The organism is Alteromonas stellipolaris, from assembly GCF_001562115.1.
Lineage (GTDB): Bacteria > Pseudomonadota > Gammaproteobacteria > Enterobacterales > Alteromonadaceae > Alteromonas > Alteromonas stellipolaris.
The window spans coordinates 2,661,471-2,685,244 of the sequence record NZ_CP013926.1 but is presented as its reverse complement, the minus strand read 5'-3'; the positions used below and the strand labels follow the sequence as shown (position 1 = coordinate 2,685,244).

The following is a 23,774-nucleotide window of genomic DNA, read 5'->3' as shown; positions in this document are numbered from 1 at the left end:
CATATTATTATGCTCGGCTTTTTTTGTAAGTGCAGCTAATTAAAAAGCGACTTGCGCAATGTCAGTTAAATTAGGCGGTGTATCTTGCCTGAAGCCCTTTATACACGTTGTCACTGAAACTAGCGTCTGACAGGTTCAAGTCATTCATGACTTCAACTAAATGTTCATTGTCTTCACGTCCTTGCCATTCTTTTTTGTAGGTGCCTTCTTTATAACCGTTGTCTTGGCGGAAGAAGTTTAGAACGTTTTTGCCCACGTATTGACGATAAAGTTCGTCGGCATGCATATCGCACTGCTCAACAATTTCCATGAAAAGCGGCACACTAAAACGTTTAGCGGCACAAAGCCCTGTCATTAATTCTAAGTTGTCTAACAGCGATTGCTGTTTTGGCTGGTATTCTCTACCGTCGAAGGTGACGATAACATCACCTAAGGCTAATTGTGCAGCAATACTTTCAGCAGCAGTACTGACTTCACCTTTAGAATCGATGATGCACGCAGATAGCGCGAAGTGCCAAATATCGACCAATTCCATTTGCAGTTGTGGCAAATCTTTTTGCTGTGCTTTCCACCATTTCCAGCCGTGGTGTTCAATCGCTTCAACAGATTCCACCATAGCGGCTCGCAAATAACCGTAGCCTGCATTAATCCAATCGGGATTAACTTTTGTGTTCATTTTGTCTTGTAGTGCGAGCATGGTGGCAAGTTGTTGTTGTGTAAGCATTATTATTCCTAAAACGATGTCTTTATCAAATTAAGCATTACACTGCGGTAAACCTAATTTCTAATTGAGGAAATTGTACTGCAATGCGAAGAGTCAGTGAATGTTTATTGATGACTTATTTAGCGTAATGCTGTTGAAGGTTTAGGGGATCAGTCGCAGGTTGAGTCCGAAACACGGGCTGAATTCATGGTGCATAAATGGTGCACCTGCACCATTAGTAACCTAAGGAAAGACTTATATAAAACACGACTTTGATTAAGTTGTTGATTTTATTCGAATTAAAAGTTGGCACTTAACCTGCAAAATCATTTTTGTTAACTGTGTTATGCAGTAGCGCTAACGTGAATGAGCGCCAGGCAACGCTTATTCACGTTGCTACTGGGTAACCCGTAAACCTTACCCATACAGGTTTTTCGTGTCCTGAGGCCTGTATGGGTTTTTTTCTTTTTATTGTCTCTTCCTAGTAGCCATCAATTAAACGCTCTTTCCCTTAATAATATCGCTTAAATCTGTTTAATTTCAGCTTACCTATTCACTGAATTACGATACACTCAATATCATAACGCCCGCTGAATACGACAAAGGATTTTCCGATTGCTCGCGCTTTATCCATCGAACAAACTTGAACACCTCAGCTTCCTTCTTACTACGCTAATTAAGCATCAACCCAATGGCGTTTTCACCCCTGAAACCATACTGGTAGAAAGCCCAGGCATGCAGCATTGGGTAAGTATGCAACTTGCTAAAGAGCAAGGCGTGGCGATGAACCTTGATTTTCCTTTACCAGTTCGCTTTATGTGGAACACGGCAAGGTTAGTGTTGGGTAAAGATAAAGTACCTAAGCAGTCGCCTTACCGACGTGAAGTGCTTGCATGGCGCATTGATGCACTTTTACTAGAAGCGGCGGGAAAAGAAACATCGCTACAATCTACAGCAGCGTTCGAGCAGGTTAATAAATACTGGTTACAAGCGGGCAGTGTGCAAGAGCAAGGTGTACAACGACTGCAATTAGCAACCGCATTAGCCGATGTGTACGAGCAGTATTTGTTATATCGTCCAGATTGGTTGTTTGCGTGGGAAGAAAACCAGCGCAAAACGAATGATGAGTCTGAAATTTGGCAAAGTGAAATATGGCGTCATCTATCCAAGCAAGAACCTTTGCACCCAGCAAGACTGCACCAACTTACCCTTACCGCGTTAAATAGCGGCGATCATCTTGAAAGCGGCGTTAGCGAATTACCCAGCCGTATTGTGGTGTTTGCTATTAACACCATGGCGCCGCAGTTGATTGCTTTTTTCGATGCGTTAGCGGTGCACATCGATATTCATATTTTTCATTTGAACCCCAGTGTTAATTATTGGGGCGATGCGAAAAGCGATAGCGAACTAGCAAGGCAGCTGCGCATGGACGGGCTAGAGAAATGGATGCAGACGAATCAAAGTAACCCGTTATTAGGTAATTTGGGTCAGCAGGGCAGAGAGCTTTTCAATCTGCTCACCGATTTAGACACCTTTGAAGTCAGTGCCTTCGACGCGCCCATTCCAGCTGACAGTGAAAGCGGTGAAATCTTATTACTAAACCAAATTCATAACGATATATTAGAAGCGTTACCGGCTACGCCTTTCACCAGTATAAAAAGCACAGATGCAGACCCCTGTGAAAACGCTGATGACAGTGTGACCATTATGTGTACCCATTCAGCGCTACGTGAAGTACAGGTGCTGCACGATCATTTACTGCACTGGTTATCGCAAGATGCATCAAGAACGCCATCTGATGTGCTGGTGATGTGCCCCGCGATAGAAAACTATGCCCCTTTTGTAGACACGGTATTTCATCGGGTGGGAACTAAACCGCTAGGAGGCAATGGGCCAGTGCGCTTGCCATGTACTATTGCCGATAGAAGCCCCATGGATGCTGAGCCTCTTATTGCCGCTTACATGACACTCCTTCATTTGCCTGATAGTCGTTTTGGCGTATCAGATATTGTCGATTACTTGCAACTTGATGCGGTACAAAAACGCTTTAGTATTGCACAAGATGATATTGACCAAATGACAGTATGGCTTAAGCAAGCTCATATTCACTGGGGGTTAGACGGCAGCCACAAAGCCAATGTATCGGCAGGAGCCACCCATGAAAACACCTACAGCTGGTGGTGGGGAATTAGGCGTTTATTGTTAGGTATGTTAGCGCCAGATAGCGAAGGTATTATCGATGACATGCTTACCATTCCCGATGTGGAAGGTCAGTCGACGGTAACCCTAGGTAAGCTAATCCATGTTATTGAGCTACTTGGTAGATTTGCCACTGAGCTTAATACCCCACGAAGCCCGAATGCGTGGGGGGCCGATTTATTAGCACTGCGTGATACCTGCTTTACCCCTACCAAAGAGCAAGAACACAGCTGGGACCTTATTGCTAAAGTGGCCGCTGATTTGGCAGCTCGATGTGAAGAAGCAGGTTATACCTACGATTTAAGTTTACGTCAGGTGAGGGAATTACTGCTAAGTCGTTTCTCATCTCCTGATGCAGGTAACCACTTTATGACGGGGCAAGTGACGGTATGTTCCATGCTGCCAATGCGTAGTATCCCGTTTAAAAAAGTCTGTATATTAGGGCTTAACGACAGCGAGTTTCCTCGTAAGTCTACACCCTTAGGTCTCGATTTAATGGCGGGGCCTGATAGAAGAGTAGGTGACCGTTCCCGTCGTTTAGAAGACAGATACCTCTTTTTAGAAGCGATTATTTCGGCCAGAGAAAGCTTGTATTTAAGCTACCAAGGTAACGATGTAAAAAATAACAGTGAGCGCCAACCTAGCTTAGTGTTAGGTGAATTTCTGGATATGTTAGACACGGGCTATCAGGTAAACATTGGCCATTATTTAAAGCATGCGCCATTACACCCGTTCAGTGAAAGCGCGTTTACTGGCGCACTCCCCAGCTATGAAACGGGCTGGTTACGCCTAGCCCAATCACTACGTGATGCTGTTTCGCCTGCCCCCGAAACCGAAAGCTCTAGCATTGATGGCAACAAAAAAGGCAGAGAAGGCGGTAAAAAAGGCAGCGAAATACAAAGTTCACTCGCGCCTTTAGCGGTAGACAGCACACCTGAAAACACCAGCTTTCAGTGTATGCAGGTGGCACGCGCGTTTCGCGATCCACTAGAGTTCTTTTCACAGCAGCGATTAGGGGTAAACTTATCCCAGTCATTCACCTTACTAGACAATAGCGAACCTTTTGAAACAAATGCGCTAGTACGGTATCAAGTACTCGACGCAATGTTTTCTTCAAGTGCTTCATTTGATGATGCGAATGCGGCAACTCTTCAGCACAGCGATAGAGTAGTTCAATTCGCCGCGCTTCGTGGTGACATTCCTAATAACCCTGTAGCTCAAGAAGAGCTAGAGCTGTGGAAGGAGAGCGCGGTAGCTCTTACCCAAGCGATGGGGCCTCATGATGCCGAACCGAAAAGAGCGCAATTTGCAGGCAACCACTTTACCTTTACTGCCAGTGCGCTTGAAGGCGGAAGCAGCTTAATGCAGCCGTGCGCAGGTAAGGTGAATGATATAAGAGCCTTAGGTTACTTTATGACCCAGCTTGTGTTTAGTGCAAGCGATGATGTAACACCCCATACTCAATATCCGCTAGATATCTTTTACTGCGATTGGGTAAAAGGTGAAACTAAGCTAATGAAGCGCACGTTTCCAGCAGTGGACAAGAATACTGCCCGCCAAGTTTTGTTAAGTATTGAATCATTATTCGTTGGCATATTAAGTGCCCCTACGCCAGCGTATAGCTCATTAATGAGTGCTGTAGTAAGTGGTACTAAGAAATCACCTGGCACCCTTTTGGCAAACAAAGTCACCTTACCCATATTTCTGGCTAGCCTTGAGGCTAATTCAAAGATTGATGCTGAATTTGAAGACGGTGCTCAAGGTGGTGGTATTCAATTTGATAGTGATACCGAAGATACAGAAGAAGTCGGCAAGTCCCTCATACCTGATATATGCGCATTTTTTGCCAGTGAAGATGCCCAGCGCATACTTAAAAATTGGCTACAGTCATCGGGGCAATTTACCGCTGATATCGCGAGTAACCCTTATGTTAAATGGTTATTTCCCGATGGCGTGAGTTGGCATGATATGCCAACTACACAGGCTTTTTTATTGTTTGCTTTGGTCGTTAACATTTCATCAGAGGAGCAGTTATGAGCTTTTCTAACAGTGAAAGATCTACAAGTGCCTCGTCCACGAAAGAAGCTAAATTGCTAAACGTGCCAGCTATGCCGCTAAAAGGAAGGCATTTAATTGAAGCCAGTGCGGGCACAGGTAAAACCTATAACATCACTCGTTTATACTTACGCTTATTGTTAGAGAAAAAACTTAACGTAAAAGAGATTTTGGTGATGACCTTCACCAAAGCAGCTACCGAAGAAATTAAAGGGCGTGTGGCCAAAACGCTACGAGAAGCCACCGCGTTTTGGGAAGCGTGCCTGCAAGTCGATGACTCTGATACAGGTGATAGCAGTGCGATTAATGAGAAAGAAAATAGCGCTCGCGGCGAAATGGATGCTAGCGGTTTAAATGAAAACGCTGATTTAGCTGCGCTATTAAACAGAACCGATCCTGTCTATGCCCATTTATATCGAGCCTGTGCACCTAAAGAAAGTTTGGCTCTGCTAAAAGCCGCTCAACTAGAACTCGATGACGCGTCAGTCTTTACTATTCATGGGTTTTGCCAACATGTGATTGGGCAACTAGCGTTTAATAGTGGTTTTGCAATGGCGCTGAACTTAAGTAAAGACACTAGCGATCTTTATTTGCAAGCGGCGCAAGATTGGATAAGAAAAGTCTCACAGAATGAAGCCGATTTCATGTTGTTGGCTGAACAAGGCTGGCATGTGCCGGACAGCCTATTAAATGAATTTTCTTCAAGTGTAAGAAGCGCGCTTACACCGGTTTTGCTAGATGAAGAAACCATAGAGAAGGCTTTTACCGCTAGCCTGCACGAAAACGAGAGTACTGCGCCAGCACAATTTACGTTCCATTATAATAATATTGTGGATAACGAAACGCTTATTCACGAACAACTACTTAAAAAGCCTGATCACAAAGCGGTGCGCACGCCTGAACTCGCTGCACTGAAATCCTGGCTTGAAAGCGCTGAATATGAGCCGTTACCGCGAGAGGGCGCCGCGTTTCTTGATGGCCGCCGGTTTGCTCGAAACAAGTCTGGGGTAAAAGAAATTCTTGCGCCTATTAAAGGCTTTGCCGATGCCGTAATAGCGGCATGCAAAGAAAAGCAAGATAACCTCGATAAAATCCCTGTTTTTACGCTTGTTAACGACGCCATTAGCTTTATTAAAACCAATGTGGCGGCGCAAAAGCAGCAACTTGGGGTTATCGACTTTGACGACCTTATTCGTATGCTCGCCGATGAGGTGGTTAAGCCTAATAACAGCTTAGTGCCCGAGCTTAGAAAGAAATTCCCTGTTGCCTTAATTGATGAATTTCAAGATACCGATGCCAAGCAATACGCTATTTTAGATGCGGTCTACCCTAAAGCGGACGCTAATGTCGGCGATGTGAATGCTACAGAAGGCACGGGCTTCGAGTCCGGCTTAGCTTTCGAGGAAAATGCTGGCGTTGAATCAGGTTATGGAAAGCGAAACAGCGACAACGCGCTACTCATGATTGGCGACCCTAAACAAGCGATTTACCGCTTCAGGGGCGGCGACATTTTTACTTATTTAAAAGCAGGGCAGCAGGCGGATTATCGTTGGGTAATGAACACCAACTGGCGTTCGGTGGCCGGCATGGTGAAGGCCTATAACCGGTTGTTTTACGGCGCGCCGGTTCCGCAAACGCCCAATCCAAAAGAGTCTAGCGCTAGAAATGTGTTTGGCTTTAATATTCAATACAATCCGGTGGAATTTACACCCAATGCCGCGGCAGCAACTCACCCACTTCACGATCCTAACGATGAACGTGATGCAATGAATTACGTGAGTTTTAGTTTAGATGAAAAAAGTGATGCGAATACGCTACGCCGTGGGTTAGCGCAGTGGATAGCCCAAGAGATTTACCGTTTGTTTAACGAGGTGACTTTTGTAGATGAAAAGGAACCCACTAACCCCGTTAGGCCAGTAAAACCTGCCGATATTGCCATATTGGTAAAAAATCGTAATGAAGCCTCGGTAATTAAATATGTATTACAGCAGCAAGGCTTGGCCTGCGTTTATTTAAGCGATAGAAGTAATTTATTTGCTACCCCCGAGGCTAAAGATGTACTGCGGTTACTTAATGGTGTGTGGCACAACACTGATACTAGCAAGGTGGCCTCTAGTTTGGCTTCACCTTTATGGGGGTATACACCGCAAACCCTCGTAAACTTGTTGTATCACGAAGACGATGCGCTATGGGATGAGGCTTACGACAAGGTCTCCTCATTACGTGATATGTGGCTACAAAAAGGCTGCATGAGCGTATTGCTGCATCTGATGCAAGAAAACTACACGCCATATGGTGGCGAAGTAGAGCGTGCTCTTACTAATTATCAGCATCTAGCGGAAACGTTAGAAAAAGCGGGGGCTACCCATCAGCGCCCGGAGCAGTTACTTGATTGGCTACACAAGCAAATTCATCAGCCTGAAAGCGATGAGGAAATGACCCTTAGACTTGAAAGTGACAGCCAGTTAATACGCTTGGTTACGCAGCATGGCTCTAAGGGTTTAGAGTATCCCATTGTGTTCGTACCCTTTGCTACAGGTTACCGTGACCCCGCGAAAAGTGGAAAATCGTACTCGCAAATATTCACCTATTACGACGAACAGAGCCAAGAATTGCAGCTACAATTGGGCCGCACTAATTCGGCAATTGAACGGGTACGCAAAGAGGGCGACGCAGAAGAAATGCGATTAGCTTATGTGGCTGTTACCCGAGCCGCACATCGATGTTATATGGGCATCTTGCCATTAGACGGGCATGAAAAAAGTGCCTTGGCCCATGCGTTAAACATCAATGACGATGAAGGGCGTGATTGGGGCACTATGCTAGACGCCATTGCTAATGAACCTGACGCGCACGCCACTCACATTAGTGCCGATTCACTAGCGCATGAGTATTCAAGCTTTGACAGCACGGAAACGCTTGTCCCCTTAAGTACCTTAACCTTTGAGGGTACTAGCAGCGAAGATTGGCGATTGTATTCTTTCTCGGCCATTAGCCGCATGACGGTGATGTCAGTAAGCCAAGCAGCAAAAGAAGTTAGCCAAACAGTACCCAGCATTCCTGTCATGCAAACAGTGCGAGACGAGGAGATAACATCAGATGATGCTTTTGCGGTTACCTCTGGTGAGGTCGTTTCACAGAACCAAATACGCTTTACCCTACAAAAAGGGGCGAGCGCCGGTAATTTACTGCATGACTTACTTGAGCTTAACGATTTTTCAGCGCCTAATTGGGATGAAAATGGTGCTGAACTCGCCGTTAGATTTGGGTTAGAAGCATCACGTACTGCCGATTTATATACCTGGTTAGACGAAGTACTGGCTACGCCACTGGGTACAAAACAGTCGCCAAGTCATTTAACCCTGTCAGACCTTTCACTGGCGCAAACGCTTAGGGAAGCAGAGTTTTATTTTCCCATGAACGAAAGTAAATGGAGTGAGCTAAAACACATATTGTTTGAACACAGAAAGTCTGTGGCAAAGCAGCTTGCGTTAGAGCACGGTGGCGAATCAGACATTGATTTACCTATAGCAGAGCCTATTCAGGCCGAGCCTGTTCAGGCCGAGCCTATTCAGGCCGAGCCTATTCAGGCCGAGCCTGTTCCATCTTTAATGATGTCGGCTCTTGAGGGCATGATGCACGGGTTTATAGACTTAATATTCACCCATGAAGGCAAGTACTATGTTGCCGATTATAAATCTACGTGGCTTGGTGATAGCGTATCGCACTATAAGCCTCAAGCATTAAACGCTAATAATCAGCATCATTTGTACGACTTACAGTATTTAATTTATTGCTTAGCACTACACAGATACCTAAAGAATGCCATTGTTGACTATACGCCCGAAGTGCACTTTGGTGGCGTGTACTATTTGTATTTACGGGGCATGCATCCAAGCAATACGAACGGGGAGGGCGTCTTTTTCACGTCCATAGATTCGGTAACGCTACAGGCTTTAGATACCTTGTTTTTAGGCCCCGTGATTGCAGAAGATAAAGCTTCAGTTCAGAAGCTTTCAGACGATCACGCCTTAAATGGCCCGTCGCCAGATGCAGTGCAAGGGGAGTTGGACCTATGATAAATAGTGACGAGTATTTAGAACAACTTTTCGGTATTGAAGCAATTGATCGTTTTGTAGCTCTGGAGTTTGCCCATTGCGAAAGACTTACCGACGCTGAGCAGGTCATCTGGTTACATTTGCTGGTGGCATTGTCTTTTATGCAGCGCAGCGGCCACAGTTGCTTGTTACTGACTGAAATCGCAGGAAGTCGGTTGTTTGTTGAGCCCCAAAGCGACGCAGAAAGCGAGCCCGATCTTGATCCCAGCACTGTTATTGAGTCACAAGCAGAACCTGCTCCTACAGAATCAAGTACAGAGACATCATCTCGCAAGTTAGGCTACGCATTTCCAGGTCTTACCGAAATGATCAGTGTGATTAAAAACGCACTAGGCAGTGAAAAGGATGACAAGAGTAACAAGTTATTTCCGCTATTTGTCTATCAATCAGGCAAGTTGTACAGCCGCCGCTACTATAATTTTGAGCAAGAAATTGCCGCCAGTATTGCTAATCGAACGCATGTGACAGCGCTAAGCGAAGACGGGCTATCACGGGTTAAAGCGCTATGGCCAACCATGTTTCCAACTAACACCACCGATGAGCAAGACTGGCAACAAGTCGCGGTGGCGAAAAGTTTAGTGCAACAATTTAGCGTAATTAACGGTGGCCCAGGCACAGGGAAAACCTACACCGTACTCAGGCTGCTATTAGCGCTTCAGGCGTGTAACCAGAACGAGCGGATCGTATTAGCAGCCCCAACGGGTAAAGCGCAGCAGCGCATGACCGAATCTATCGTGAGTAATTTGGAAACCTTAAGGGGTAAAGTTGATGACAACCTGTTAAACAGCGTACCTACCGATGCGGTTACGCTTCATAGGTTGTTAGGACTACGGGAACACACCATCGCCACGCGTTACAATCAGCAAAGCCCGCTCATGCTTGATGTGCTTATTGTGGATGAAGCGTCCATGGTCGACTTGGCGCTAATGGCTAGAATTATTCGCGCTTTACCGCCTCATGCACGTTTGTATTTCATTGGTGATGCCGATCAGCTGCCTGCGGTAGAGCTAGGTAACGTGCTTGAACAACTTGTACACGATAGCGACGAAGAAGAGTTTGTCGCATCGGGTATACATACCAATAGCCATAGCCTAGGCGCAGTCACTAGCGAGCTACGCCAGCATATTGCTTCCCTGTGCCCACATCTGCCCTTGCTGCCTGTGAACGAGAATGCTAAAACCTGGGTGCATACCCTGCAAGCGCCTCAGCGATTTAAAGGGCAGGTGGCTGAAGTTGCTACCGCTATTCAGGCAGGAAAAAGCAAGCAGGCGCTTGATGCTATGCATTCAGAGGCTCTTACAGACAAAATGCCGGCGGTTAAATCTAGAGATACAGGCGAGAAAAGCCACTGGCTACAAGACGGTGTATTTATTCAACCTGAAAGCCGGTTTACAACTAGCGTGTTGAGAAAGTTAGCACAAGAAAGCTATGAACCTGTGTTTAAAGCGCAGAGCGCCAAAGAAGCGTTGAGTCTGCTCAATCGCGTGCGATGGTTGACTCCAGTTCGAAAGGGCGACATGGGTGTGGAAGGGTTGAATGCGTTGGTGTTTGACGCGATAAAACACAATATCAAACGCCGCGAAGGTTTTTTCTACCAAGGCCAACCCATTATGATTGTGAAAAACAATCATCCACAACGCTTATCGAACGGTGAGGTGGGTATTATCTGGCCTGATCTCAGCGGCAAGCTATTGGCTTGGTTTGAAACGCAAGACGGCGACCTACGTTCAATTTCGTTATCTCGGGTTCCTGCGTTTGAGACAGTATTTGCAATGACAATACATAAATCGCAGGGTTCAGAGTTTAAATACGTGGTGTTAATACTGCCTAGGCCTGAAAACGAAAAAGCTGCTGGATTGTTTCATCGAGGGTTGGTCTACACCGGCCTAACGCGGGCTAAAGATGGGTGTTTGGTTATTGCGAACACCACAACATTTAGCGCTATGGTAGAGCGGCGAGATAAGCGTTTTTCAGGTTTGTCAGAGGCAATTAAAATGTGTGTGTTAGAAGATGAATAACGTGTTACCACTTACAGTTATAAATGCTTACCATAATTTGAGTCGTAAAAGTGGGCAACTAAAACCTAGTACCTAAAACTTAAAAGCTAAAACCCAGACGCAGCTAGGTATACGGTTCCTGCCAACCTATCTGCGCGTAGCTACATGTTATTAACTACGCAGGGGTGAAGTAACATAATCCGTGTTCTTGAATGTCTCTGGGCGTTTTCGCTAGCAGGTATATGCGAAGCGCAGTCGTGAAGCGTAACATTCCATTTTCCACGGTAATAAATTGTGACGGTAGTGTGGTGGTAGTATCGCCTTTCACTTTACCCATGCCAAGGGGATGCTGACCTGAACAAATATTAAAATAAACCAATCCCCCCATATCTACCCATCCTAATAAATTATCTGGTTTAACAATGAAGCTGTCGTGAGTAAGCAGGTCTGTGTGAAAAGTAATGCTCGCACCAAAGACCGGCTTGCTCGCAACTGCAATATCCGCATTACGCGTTAAGCTAAGTTTATATAAGCCATGATGTTCGGCACGAATGTCGTGGTTTGCATTGCTGTTGTCTACTAACGAGAGCATACACACATTGTCATAATGGTTTAAGGATAGGTGTAGTGTGGTTTATGTCAGTCAAAATAGCGTTGATATGGATCAAAACGGGCTAAATCTCTCTTCATAGCTTAAGTCATCGTAAATTTATTGTTTAAAAAGTGTACAAATCTGGTGGTGTGAGCCATACTTATTTATCTTAATTCGACATGGATGTATGGATTATGCAAACAGGCAGACATGAAGCCCTCAAACGTTACAGCCTACTTTTGCTCATTGCTATTTTAGTGGGCTCTGCATACTACTTTCTTCGAATTCAACAGAATGAAATTCAGCAAAACCATGGTTATTTGCGGCAGTTAAACGAGGCGGGTAAGAGCCTTCAGCAGTCTATTGATATGCTTTTAACAAGCGTGAAAGAAGAGTTTAAGCCTCAAGAAACTAAAAATGAAAGTGGAAATGAAAGCGAAAATAGAAATGAAAAAGTCAGTGAGTTTAAAAAGCGTATCAGTTCGAATGAAAACTTCAAACACCTCGTAATAGTGAATAATACCACTAAAAACAATGCCAGTACTTTAGAAAACCCCAAGGTCGAAGGAAATAAAGATAAAGGCGAGTTTGACGCAAAGTCTCGCATTTTTAAAGTTCACGTAGCGCATAATACAGTAGCAGTACCCATCGCTGACCTTATCTCAAATCACTTAAGCCCGTTTCCATTGCTTGTCATCAGTGATGATAATGGTGAGGTCATTGCGGAAAAAAGACATAGTAATTTCGCGAAAGCGCTGTCTGATCTTCGCTTTTCAAACGTAGAAGAATTACTGGGCGAAAAGGTAAATAATAAATCGGATAGTGAAGATAATCTAAAGGCAAGTGATTCTGTAGATAGGCAAATTGCAGGGCTATACCTTCGGGTTTATCGGCAACCCATTACAATAACGGGCCTAAATGCTGGAGGTACAGCCGATTCGAAGACTCTCTATCTGCTAGCCTTCGTAGAAAAAAAAGAAGTGGTCCTCAATAACCTTAAAATTGGTAACAATACAGCGTTATGGATAGTACTTTTTTTAACATTACTCGTTGCTACACTTCCTATTCTTAAAATTCAATACTGCGCTCCCACCTATAGCTATACGCGTTCTGATGTTACCCAATGTATTTTAGGATTGTTTATTTTACTTGGGGTTGCCACGATAGCGATAAGCGATCAGCTATTCTTTAGATATTGGCTCCAACAAAAAACGTTAGATTCCGCACATATACACAAAATGATAAGTTCAGATTTCGATAAAGAGTTATCGGAACTGTTGTTATTAGATTCTCGTTATTTTGAAAGAAGCCAAAGTGAAGTCATTTCAGGCTGTGTAGATTCAGGCGGTAGCAACGATAATGTTAACGCTACTGATTTTTTGAATTGCTCGCTTATCAATGAGCAATCAGTAGCTGATACCAGCGCTTATTTTATTGAAAACTGGTTCTTGCTTGGCAAAAGCGGTGTGGTGAGTCGCTACAAAGAGAACAGGCCTGACATGATTTTTCGCCCGCATAAAAACCTCCATAACTTCAAAAAAACACCTTTAAATGAACGGGAATACTATAAACGAGCGTGGAATGGAGGCATGTGGCGTTTAGACACGCAGCTTGTTGGTAAATTTCACTATAAAACCACAGGGCGGAAAGTTTGCTGTGAAAAATTGCTTGAATCAACTAACTCCATACCTCAGCAATTTTTCATTGAACGAATACGCAATATCGATGATGCAAGGTTTAATAGCCAATTGGTTTTCGAACATATCGATAAAGATGGGGAAAATGGCACAGGCGAAATAATCAAGCGTATAAGTTCTATAGGTACGCTACTGACTAGCTTAAATCAGCGCATAATGCCGAAAAATATAGGGTACGCCGTTATCGACCAAGTGGGGAAAGTGCTCTACCACAGTAACGAAGAGCGAAGTTTAGTGGAAAATTTCGTGGCTGAAAACGGACACGATTTACAGCTTTTAACGACGCTATCCAACTTACAGAATATAGACGTTGACCAGCCCGCGAAGCTACAGTTAGATTATCGCGGAGAAGAACACAGCATGGTTATTGGGCCATTGCACGGCACAATACCTGAATGGGCGCTTGTGGTGTTCTACAACCAAGAAGAAGCGTCGCAAGTTAATATGCTGCTGGTGTTTCTAGCGGTTATCCTTTACTTAACACTGTTAATTCCCTTAGTACTTGTAAGTCGATACGTTAGCTCGCAAGGTGTGTGGGCGCGTTTGTTTCATTATCAGTACGATGATGAAAATACCGCAACACCTAAGGCAAACGTCATAGGAGGAGAGCGTAAAACCTATCGCTGGTTGGCCTTATGGATTTGGTCTGCTTGTGCTATGCAACTTTTCACCATTGGCATCATTGATACTGTTATTCCACGGTTGGCCTTTTTGTCTTTTACGTTAACTTTCATGCTCATCATTTTGCAATTTATCTTTGTGCCCGTTGAAGTAGAGGGTAAGAAATTATCATTAAAGGCTTTAGCATGGCGATACGGAAGCACACCTAGTTTATTAGTTAGAATGCCGTTCTTTATTCCGTTGGCTTGCTTCGCCATGCTGTCTTTACTGCTTTTATCGGGATTTGTCACAAACACTGAAAACAGCCATGTATCTCATTTAAACTTCGAGTCGTTACTTTTTCCACTAGTCGGAATCGGGCTATTTTTGTATTCAACTTATTTGATGTGGATGAAATCGGTCCGCGAAGGAATTGCTGTTCAATCAGTTAAAAATCCCAGTAGTTTGTCTGAGCTGAGCAGCCGCGTGCCAAACAGCTACATATGGTATTTAGCGGGATGCATTTACCTTATTACCGTTGTACCTACGGTTATATTAGTGAATAGCGTAAACAGTTACATGCTAGAAGGGCAGGCAACCTTCCAGAATCAACATCTACTAGAAAGGCAGCAACAAGTTTCACTGGAAAGCCAGAAGTATCGAACTTTAATGCATCAAGACCCATCGAGCCAAAGAGAAGGGCTACCAGCTGCTGACCCCGACATTCCCTTTGAGACGATATTCCCAGCGCTAGATAGAAAAGATTGGGTAACATTAGACGACGCCGAGGACTATTCATCGGTATTGAACAATAACACTGATACCTTTATTAACGCTATTGTCAGAAGTTTAGCGTTGCAAACGGATTCTGCAGCCGAGTATAGATTCAAAGCGGGGACCGACATAATAACAACCAATGACAAAATCCTCCATTACTCGTCACAACGATTCATGCGGGCATCTAGCACCTTGTACTTTTTACAGATATTAGCGATTACAATTATTTTCATTTTCAGTGTGTTTTGTGCAGCCCTATTGCTTATTAGTCGCAAACTGTTAGGAGAGCATATTTTTGACAGCTATCGTTTACGCCCGCCATCTGAATCAGAAGAAAGTGAGTACATTTGGAAGCAACTAACACCGCAAAATTCAACACGTATGCAGGTGCAATTTATTAGTCAACTCAGCCAATCTGATTTAGAAAACGCGTTCTTAGCGCACGAACATACAATTTTCGAAAATAAAGTGGGTGACATTCAAGATTGGCTCACTCGCGTGAAAGAACCCGATTTTGAAAAGATAATTAAAATAGACGAACATAAAAGCACGCCAACCATCATTCTAAAAGGGCTAAACAAAGCACTGCTTGATCACACCGAACGAGATGCCGCGTTTGAGCTTATTCAAACCCTGCAAAAACACAAGTATCACTTGATATTAGTATCTGAAATGTCACCGATGCAGCTACTTAGCCACGCCGAGAGCTTCCCTGCGTTTGAAACTGAACATTTACCGAGTAAAAACGAGTTGTGGCAGTGGAGCAAATTACTTCGCAGTTTTTCTATACATTATTATTGGGTGGCCAGTAAGAAAAATACCCTCACCACATCGCCTACTGCCTTTTCGGTATTGGCGCATGAATCTACTCATTGGCCCGATTTACTCGATGTGCAGAGGGCGTTTCTCATTTACCACCTAGAAATAAAGCTGAAGCGCTCAGCAGAAAATATAGATGCAGTATTGTCGTCGCTGAATGGAGTTAATGTGACTCACCTAAAAGAGGTGCAGCACGCACTGAGACTGGACGATTTCTGGTCTCCTCAGCAAATAGTTGAGTTTTTTGTTCACCATGCCCGGCCCGCTTATCGAATGCGGTGGGAGCAATGTACAACGAACGAACGGCTTATTCTGTTACAGCTTGCCCAGGGTGCTAAATTAAACCCAGCAAGTGCTGAAATTGTTGGGCATTTACAACGAAGGGGTCTTATTTATCGAGATTGTGGATGGCACTTGGTGAATGAGAGCTTTAGGCAGTTTGTCATGAGCGCAGAGTCTGCGAAGCACATTGAGGTATGGCTTGCAGAAACGCGTTCTAGTATTTGGCATAATTTGCGGCCGCCATTATTTATGCTGGTGGGGCTATTATTTCTGTTAGTGATTTTCAGTGCCAATATTGCCTTCGACTCTATTATTACCACATTAGCGGCGGTACTAGGCGTGCTACCCATGCTAATTACGAATTTGTCGAGCCTTAGAACATTGGAGATATTGCCTAAGGACTGACAAATTAAAATGGTGAAAGAATAAAAAAACACCTATTTTTTTGATCTCGACATGCACCAATATGCACCAACTCACAGCATGATTTTTATCGTATTCGGTGCGCTTCAATGAACTTGTGATTTGAGCAAGTTGAAAAGGGGAATATTACAAACAAGAACATTACAATTAATACTTAGATGCGCCTTTTAGCCCCAATAGTTATATAAAAGCGTGTAATACCTATAACTAGGATGATAATAACTATGCTGCTAATTTAGGCTATTTTCTCTTAATTTCTAAGATAATAGTCACAACACGAGTGATGAAATTTCGGCACTAATCCCTCTTCTTGCCAGATAACGGGCGACATTCTATCGTTGCACAATGCCATGTTCCCCTATACCTAAATACCAGAGTTTCACCGCCTTATATGTGGATTATACGAATGCTTATGTAAGGAAGAATTAAAAACACAATTTAGCTATTTATTACTAATGTACATTTTTGAGCATTGCGCGCACTAAATAAGTGCAATTAATTCAGTGGGTTACTTCAAATTCTCACTTGCATGCCTGCTTGTTACCCATTAGTCTAAAATTCGGTGTACATATAAGGCTTAGTGGCAAATGAAACAAGAATTAAAAAACAACCCATCAGTTAACTCATCACGTCGTAAATGGTTAAAGTCAGTTGGTTTAGGTGCTGGCGCAGTTGCGCTAACAGCATGTGTAGACTCTAGCGTTAAAGAACTTAGCGCAGCAGGTATGAAAACGGATCATTTTCCTACTGCTACACCTAATGTGAGTGACGGCCTTGTTCGTTTATCATCTAATGAAAACGCCTTTGGCCCTTCAGCTAAAGCAGTAGATGCCATGCAAGGTGAATTATTCAACTTAGCACGCTACTCAGATGCAACGGTGGATGTACTTAAAAGCAAAATTGCAGCACAAGAAGGGGTATCTGAAGATCAAATTATTGTTACCAATGGATCTTCTCCCATCTTATTTGGCTACGCCGATTGGATTACAAAAAACGGTAATAAACTGGTAACTTCAATGGCTACTTACGAGGGTGTACCTCGTGGCGCTGAATTCATGGGCGCTGATGTGACTTACGTTCCTCTAGATGCAGATATGAATTTCGATTTAGACGCGATTGAAGCTGCTGTCACTGAAGACACTACAGCCGTGTATATCTGTAACCCTAATAACCCAACGGGCACAGTGGTAGATGCTGCTAAGCTTACCGCGTTTGCAAAGCGCGTATCTAAAAAGGCGCAGGTATTTATCGATGAAGCTTACATTGAAATGTCAGATGCTTATCCTGCTAACGTACAATCAAAGTTAGTGGCAGAAGGGCATGATGTCGTTATCTGCCGTACTTTCTCTAAAATTCACGCCATGGCAGGCCAGCGTTTAGGTTATGCCATTTTACCAGCTGAACAAGCTAAGAAGATGGGCGGCATGTTGCGCATGGGTGGTGTGAATTACCTAGCATTAGTTGCGGGTATGGCTAGCATGGCAGATCATGCAAACCTAAATACCATGCGCACGCGGGTAAAGGTTGAACGCGAGAAGCTAACGGCTGCAGCTGAATCACTTGGGCAGGCTTATGCAAAAAACCCGCAAGGCAACTTCATCTACATGGATACCGGTATGCCACATGACGAGTTTGCAAAGTTAATGAAAGCGCAAGGTATTAAAGTTGTTGGCCGCACATGGCCTGGTTACGACACATGGTCGCGAATTAGTGTAGGTATTCCTGAGGAAACTGACGCTTGCGTAAAAGCATTAAAAACAGTCTTAGCATAATACTGAAAGGTTTTTAAGGCCTGTAAGATAATACAAAAACTAAATGCTGGTGGATTTGTTGTTTGCTTCATTGGATTTAACAACAGCAAAATCACCAGCTTTAAATAATGCCTTGATATTACTTAGACCGGCACACATTAGCATTACACACGCTTCTTCTTTGTTAAGGTTACGCTCAATCTGCTATTAATGATGTCGTAACGCATCAATTAGTTCATCTTTGCTCATGGTCGAGCGACCCGAAATACCGACTTCTTTTGCTTTGTCGTACAGTTCTTGCTTCGTACGTTCTTCATACTTTTTACTTTCACCGCCTTTTTTCGAGGGCGATTGCGCATCGTTGGCTTGCGCGTTGGCAATTCTGGCTGATTTTTCTTTGCTGTAGCCTTTATCCCGAAGTGCTTCATACGTGTCGTCGTTCTTGATCTGTGCAGCGTGTTGCTTGGCCATGGTTATCTCCTTTACTCATTTTCTCATCGGTAGTACCAAAAAAGCTGATAAGGTTAATTTAGCCTTACTTTGTATACTCCAACTTGGCAATTTTGGTGCACTGATAGGTGAAAGGTGAGGGGCCAATGTGCGGAATAAACCCTACTTGTTCCTTTGTCGCTAGTACCGTTCCCTTCATCCATAAAGCAAGTAGGGTAAATCCGCGCTTTACACGTTACTCTACATAGAAAACCTCGGATTGTAGTTCGTTACCAATGTTGGTATTCGCTCGAATCACCTCAGCTAGTGTGGTGCCTTCTACCAATTCGAGCTCGTCATTGGACAAGTATCTTTGATACCAAAAACGGTCGCCTTCGCGTAGTTCGTCGAACTGCTTAACATTGATAGCAGTAAATAACTCACCTAACTGAGAACCCGTTTCAGTTTGAGGGTCTTCAGATAACCCGCCTATCCATAGCTCTACATCATCAACTGAATTGTAGGCGTTGGACAATGCCGTTTGCAGTGTGGTGTTTGAAGTAATATCACTGAAAAATTCAGCACGCTCAAAGCCCATGGCTTCGCGAACATCATTATAGGATGCTAGCCCATGATCGCGTCCCCGCTGAATATTCAAAGAGATAAGATCAAAACCGCCGCTGCCAGGTCGGCCAAAGAGAAAGTTACGTAGTCCATTTACCACTTTAATATCGATAGCTTGATGACGTTGTTTCGCCAAGCCACGAAGCACTGAGTCAATATCATCTTCTTCAACGTACAGTCCTATTCCTGTAAAAAAGGCGTCACGAAGCGCCAAGCTGCCTTCATCTATTGGATTATTGTCGGCATCTAAGCGAAGTATATTGTTGCTGACTTCGCTATGACCAAGCCGATAGGCTGCGGTTGAAAACTCATTGTACGTAGTAGGATTTACGTCATCATCATAGCCTTGATAGTCAGGCATTGTGTTTTCGCCCAACAAAGCAGGTAGGTACTCGTCATAGGTAATTATCTGCAATTTGGCAATAACAAGACGCCTAGTTTGCTCGTATATATCTTCAACATCTGCTTGTGGCTGTTGAGCTTGTAATATAGCCGCAATGCGGTTGTGCTCTCTTACCCATACGGTATGCATAGCGGTAAGTATGGCTTGTTCGTTTACTCGAACGTCTCCACCTAGAAATAACATACTTGGGTCGGATACAAAGCCATTTGCATTAGGTAACCCGTTAGGGTTTCGTGGCAATAAGTTATTGTCAGAAGTGGCTAAGAAGGGCGACTGATCCCCTTCACGCAACTCCTCATTACGTTCGGTATCAGAACCATAAATCATCGAGCCATCAATCCAGCTCGTAATTTCATTTTCCTGTTCACGAACGTTATTCGTACTGGTACCTGTGTCAGGGTCATAAATTGCACGATTAAATGAAATAGTGACACTACCTGTACCGCTAGGGTCGAAAAACACATCGCCTGACGGCACAATGATGTGTTCCGCTTCTAAGGTACTTCCGTCTGTAAGGCTTATATCGTGGTCGATAAACTGCCCCCACTGCCATAAGTAATCACTGGTGTTATACGTATTGGGTATACTCTCACCTTCAGCCTGCATCACTAGCAAGTTACTGATTTCCCTAGCACTTTTTTGTGCTGAACCTGCCATTTCTGACACGCCATCGGTGTAAAAAGCTGGTGCTATACGTTGCAGGTGACTAAAGGTAGCACCCCAATCAGGGTTATCTTGATTGTTACTACTGCCATCATAGGAGCGTATTTCTCTACCCCCTTGAGTATTGAAGACAAAGTCGTCTCTACCTTCTCTATCACGACTGTTGCGACGTTGTTGGTCTACATCTTCGTCAATTCCCTGAGCAGATCTGCCTCTTTGGTTGTTATCTGTATTGTTTCTGTTGTTGTCCGTATTTTCATCGTTATCGATGCCGTCATTTCCATCGCTGTTTGCATCATTATTTGCATCAGAAATGGTATCAACATCAGGGAATGTTAATGTGGCGTTCGTGGTTTGCTCATCGTCATTGTTGTCTGAACCGCAGCCATATAAGCTGCTTAACGTAACTGCTAAAAACGCTAATTTTTTCATAATATGTCCTGTAATTGCCTATTTAAAAAACAATCATGCTCGTTCAAAGAATGGGTGAGATTGATTGCTGTTTGAACCTTCAAATCCTTTGAAGCATTTATAATTACTTCTTATTTCTTCAGACATTTGCATACCGAGGGCAAGGATCGGCGAGGGGGCAGGCATCTTGTTGTTCAAAGATTAGGAGTGAATAAGACGAAATCTGTTCAAACCTTTACACTTTGCTGACAATTATCTGCTCTGCAGAAAATAGGTGAGCATAAGAATGAAGTGATAGGGTGAGTGATAAAGTTAAAGGATAAAAGCCTTGCTGAGGGGGAAGATGTAAGTGTGCAAAAAACAAAAACGCCGCGAGCAAAGTGACTCGCAGCGGCGTTTTAAATATGTAGAATTATGGCAGTAAATTACTTCTCGATGTTAAACGTAAGCCCTGCTTTTTCAGTGAGGCGAGAAATTAACTTATCGCCCAATGCAGATGCAGGTGTAAAGAAACCGCCAGAAAGTGACACATCTTTACAGAGGCAAAGTGCAGATTCTGAAATCATTTTACTGGTTGAGCCATAACCTGGATCTTTATCACCGGTTACCGATACTGCAAGGGTATCGCCATTAGTTGCCTCACCAATAAACATAACATCGTAAAAGCCATTTTCCCGTTCTTCTTTACTTGGGCCTTCACCAGGCTTAGGGCCACCCTCTCCACCTAATGACTTATCTTGGGCAACATGGTTCGCCATTGCCTCGCCTTTCTCGCCCGGGCCAGTAAGCATCATTTCATCATACTGAAAGGTTTTGCCGTAGGCGAAGTTTGCCAAGTAGTTAGAACGGTGTACGTTCTTGGTATTAATAGCAGCCATAATAAATGGCGCAGCCCAAGAGCCTAAAGACTCGTCGAAGTATGGCTTGGTGCCATCTGGTTGTGGGTGACTTTGGTTAGCATCGGCAAGTGAGAACGGATTAATAAGCGCAGACATAATTGATTTGTCTTTATGTGCCGCTACCATTGTCGCTTTTAAGCTGGCTGCTGTACCGCCAGAAAACGTACCCTGCATTTTTCTTACACGGCCTTTTACATATTCAATCGCTGCACCGGTTTGCTTTTTAGCGTGTTCTTGTAAAAAGTGAACACCCAAATCGAAAGGTACAGAGTCGAAACCGCACGAGAACACAATATTAGCACCAGTCTCTTTTGCTTTTGCCTCATACTTGTTGATCATCTGGTGCATCCACGCAGGCTCACCACATAAATCGGTGTAGCCCGTGCCATTGTCAACGCAGGCTGAAAGTAGTTTTTCACCGTAAATTTGATAAGGCCCTACAGTGGTTAATACCACTGAAGTACGCTTAGTCAGCGCATCTAGTGCCGCGTCGTCATCACCATCTGCAACAATACTTACTACCGCATCGCTAATGCCTAACTCGGCTTTAACATCGGCGAGCTTAGCTTCGTTGCGCCCGGCAACAGCCCATTTTACGCTGCTGTCTCTACCATATTGATTTTGAAAATACTCAGCTACCAATTTACCTGTGAAGCCTGTGGCACCAAAAATTACAACATCAAATTCCCGTTGATCGCTCATAAATATCGTGTCCTATTTTACTTTTTCATGGAAGACTTATGTGCAACCAATATACGCAATCTATCAACCTTAAATTATTTTTTTAGGTAATAATTGAGTATTGATTTGGGTGTGAATACAAATGCAATTCACTACCCGTGTAAAATGCGCACCGCTCCTTAAATTGATAAAGAAAATATATCGAGCAAAACAGGTACATCAACATAGCTAAAAGCGAAAAGATAACGGTTAGCGAGTATAAGTTTCAACAAATCGTTTTATACGGGCTAAGCCTTCTTTTAACCGACCTACCTCTGTGGCAAACGATAACCTTACGTAACGAGTGGCATTGTGTTCACCGAAGTCATCACCGGGTGTTAATGCCACATATTCTTCTTCTAATAAGCGGTCACAGAATTCAATTGCGGTAAGGCCAGTAGGTTCAATATTGATATACGCATAAAACGCGCCGTCTGGTGTAGCATCAATACTTAACCCCATGTCTGCAATAGCTTGCATTACAAACGAAGCACGGGTGCGCAAGAGTACTTTTTTCTGTTCACATTGGGCAAGTGATTCTGGTGTAAAGCAGGCGAGCGCGGCTTGCTGAGCAAGGGTAGAAGGGCAAATAAATAGGTTTTGCGCTAATCGCTCCATAACTTGCGTCATACCTTCAGGTACCACGCACCAACCTAAACGCCATCCCGTCATACCGAAGTATTTGGAGAAGCTATTAATCACAATGGTATTGTTATGAAGGCTCTCATTCGCCAACACTGTGTTAAGTGGGGCAGGTTGCTCTGCAGTAGAAGGCGAGTCTTCACGTAAATCTAAGTTTAAATAAATTTCATCAACAATTAAAAAGCCGTCTTTTTGCTTGCAGGTTTCACCAATGCTAAACAATTCTTCTTGTGCAATAGCGGTACCCGTAGGGTTAGCGGGGCTGGCGATGAGCACGCCTTTAGTTTTACTATCCCAGTGGTTCGTTACATCATCATGCGTTAACTGAAATTGTTGCTCGCTTGAAGTAGGCACTAATGTAACTTCGCCGCCAAAGGTGTTTAAAAATCGGCGGTTACAGGGGTATGAGGGATCGCCAAGTATCACCTTATCGCCGTTTTCAACTAACGCTGCACTTACTAATAACAAAGCCGCAGATGCGCCAGCGGTAACCACAATGCGCGAAGCCGGAATATCAACGTTGTGCTGTGTTTTATAAAACTGGGCAATGGCGCTGCGAAGTTCAGGCAAGCCTAGCGCTGAAGTATACGGGTAATCAGCCTGAGACAGCGACTGTTTCATGGCTTCAACAACCGGCGTGGGCGCGCCAAAGTCGGGCTCACCCAAATTTAACCGAATAACATCGTGCCCTTGATTGCTAAGCGCAGTGGCTTTTTCACCATAGGCCATGGCTAAAAAAGGAGATAGGGTGGTGGCTCGTGTAGCGTACTTCAACATGCTTTCTTACAACGTGGGGTAACAATGCCCAGTATTATATCAATTGTGCAAACCTAATTACCAACAAAGTCGCCATACCTAATAGCAAAAGCAGGTAGCGTTGATGAGTTGTCATTACCATTAAAGGTGCTAGTCGCAATCTTTAATAGCAATACACACAAGTATTAGACATCAGCGGCTAGACTAGCACCTT

Annotated in this window: 11 protein-coding genes; 5 read left to right on the top strand and 6 right to left on the bottom strand. The window is 43.9% G+C overall.

All coding sequences use genetic code 11. The features are described 5' to 3' along the window. Positions 1-70 precede the first annotated feature (70 nt). Positions 71-724 (bottom strand): dUTP diphosphatase, encoded by a 654-nt coding sequence (locus AVL57_RS11415; RefSeq protein ID WP_057791271.1) that lies wholly within the window; start codon positions 722-724, stop codon positions 71-73. A 594-nt stretch (positions 725-1,318) separates the two neighbouring features. Here AVL57_RS11415 and recC point away from each other — a divergent pair. From recC to recD, 3 genes are read left to right on the top strand one after another with little or no spacing between them, the layout of a single operon-like run. Further along, entirely contained in the window at positions 1,319-4,939 is a 3,621-nt protein-coding gene (recC, locus tag AVL57_RS11410; protein WP_057791273.1) for an exodeoxyribonuclease V subunit gamma, read from the top strand. Further along, positions 4,936-9,036 carry an exodeoxyribonuclease V subunit beta gene (gene recB, locus AVL57_RS11405; RefSeq protein WP_057791275.1) on the top strand — a complete coding sequence of 1,367 codons (4,101 nt, stop codon included), beginning with the start codon at positions 4,936-4,938 and terminating at the stop codon, positions 9,034-9,036. Before recC ends, recB begins: the two co-directional genes overlap by 4 nt. Further along, positions 9,033-11,093, top strand: a complete 2,061-nt coding sequence (gene recD, locus AVL57_RS11400) for an exodeoxyribonuclease V subunit alpha (RefSeq protein WP_082604893.1) — start codon at positions 9,033-9,035, stop codon at positions 11,091-11,093. Before recB ends, recD begins: the two co-directional genes overlap by 4 nt. 154 nt (positions 11,094-11,247) lie before the next feature. On the opposite strand, the gene AVL57_RS11395 is transcribed toward recD, so the two are convergent. After that, positions 11,248-11,664, bottom strand: coding sequence for a hypothetical protein (locus AVL57_RS11395; RefSeq protein WP_057791277.1), 417 nt, complete (start codon positions 11,662-11,664; stop codon positions 11,248-11,250). A 194-nt stretch (positions 11,665-11,858) separates the two neighbouring features. On the opposite strand from AVL57_RS11395, the gene AVL57_RS11390 reads away from it, so the two are divergent. Both AVL57_RS11390 and AVL57_RS11385 read left to right on the top strand, forming a co-directional pair. Further along, entirely contained in the window at positions 11,859-16,244 is a 4,386-nt protein-coding gene (locus AVL57_RS11390) for a hypothetical protein (RefSeq protein ID WP_138118197.1), read from the top strand. Positions 16,245-16,849: 605 nt separating this feature from the next. After that, on the top strand, positions 16,850-18,034 hold the full coding sequence (locus AVL57_RS11385; protein ID WP_057791281.1) for a pyridoxal phosphate-dependent aminotransferase: 1,185 nt from the start codon (positions 16,850-16,852) through the stop codon (positions 18,032-18,034). Between the two features lie 186 nt (positions 18,035-18,220). Here AVL57_RS11385 and AVL57_RS11380 read toward each other — a convergent pair whose 3' ends face one another. The 4 genes from AVL57_RS11380 to AVL57_RS11365 all read right to left on the bottom strand — a co-directional run bounded on the left by AVL57_RS11380 (position 18,221) and on the right by AVL57_RS11365 (position 23,581). Then, positions 18,221-18,484, bottom strand: a complete 264-nt coding sequence (locus tag AVL57_RS11380) for a DUF7218 family protein (RefSeq protein WP_057791283.1) — start codon at positions 18,482-18,484, stop codon at positions 18,221-18,223. Positions 18,485-18,698: 214 nt separating this feature from the next. Continuing rightward, the gene (locus tag AVL57_RS11375) at positions 18,699-20,564 is read right to left on the bottom strand and encodes a peroxidase family protein (RefSeq protein WP_057791285.1); all 1,866 of its coding nucleotides are present in this window, start codon (positions 20,562-20,564) and stop codon (positions 18,699-18,701) included. Positions 20,565-20,968: 404 nt separating this feature from the next. Beyond that, the gene (locus tag AVL57_RS11370) at positions 20,969-22,144 is read right to left on the bottom strand and encodes a saccharopine dehydrogenase family protein (RefSeq protein WP_057791287.1); all 1,176 of its coding nucleotides are present in this window, start codon (positions 22,142-22,144) and stop codon (positions 20,969-20,971) included. A 228-nt stretch (positions 22,145-22,372) separates the two neighbouring features. Further along, positions 22,373-23,581: an aminotransferase class I/II-fold pyridoxal phosphate-dependent enzyme gene (locus AVL57_RS11365; RefSeq protein WP_376738707.1), complete on the bottom strand. Its 1,209-nt coding sequence runs from the start codon at positions 23,579-23,581 to the stop codon at positions 22,373-22,375. Between the last annotated feature and the right edge of the window lie 193 nt (positions 23,582-23,774).

Excerpts from the sequence above, each read along its gene's own strand:
- AVL57_RS11390 (WP_138118197.1), top strand. The coding sequence starts at position 11,859 with ATGCAAACAGGCAGACATGAAGCCCTCAAACGTTACAGCCTACTTTTG.
- AVL57_RS11385 (WP_057791281.1), top strand. The coding sequence starts at position 16,850 with ATGAAACAAGAATTAAAAAACAACCCATCAGTTAACTCATCACGTCGT.
- AVL57_RS11375 (WP_057791285.1), bottom strand. The coding sequence starts at position 20,564 with ATGAAAAAATTAGCGTTTTTAGCAGTTACGTTAAGCAGCTTATATGGC.
- AVL57_RS11415 (WP_057791271.1), bottom strand. The coding sequence starts at position 724 with ATGCTTACACAACAACAACTTGCCACCATGCTCGCACTACAAGACAAA.
- recB (WP_057791275.1), top strand. The coding sequence starts at position 4,936 with ATGAGCTTTTCTAACAGTGAAAGATCTACAAGTGCCTCGTCCACGAAA.
- AVL57_RS11370 (WP_057791287.1), bottom strand. The coding sequence starts at position 22,144 with ATGAGCGATCAACGGGAATTTGATGTTGTAATTTTTGGTGCCACAGGC.
- recD (WP_082604893.1), top strand. The coding sequence starts at position 9,033 with ATGATAAATAGTGACGAGTATTTAGAACAACTTTTCGGTATTGAAGCA.
- AVL57_RS11365 (WP_376738707.1), bottom strand. The coding sequence starts at position 23,581 with ATGTTGAAGTACGCTACACGAGCCACCACCCTATCTCCTTTTTTAGCC.
- AVL57_RS11395 (WP_057791277.1), bottom strand. The coding sequence starts at position 11,664 with ATGCTCTCGTTAGTAGACAACAGCAATGCAAACCACGACATTCGTGCC.
- AVL57_RS11380 (WP_057791283.1), bottom strand. The coding sequence starts at position 18,484 with ATGGCCAAGCAACACGCTGCACAGATCAAGAACGACGACACGTATGAA.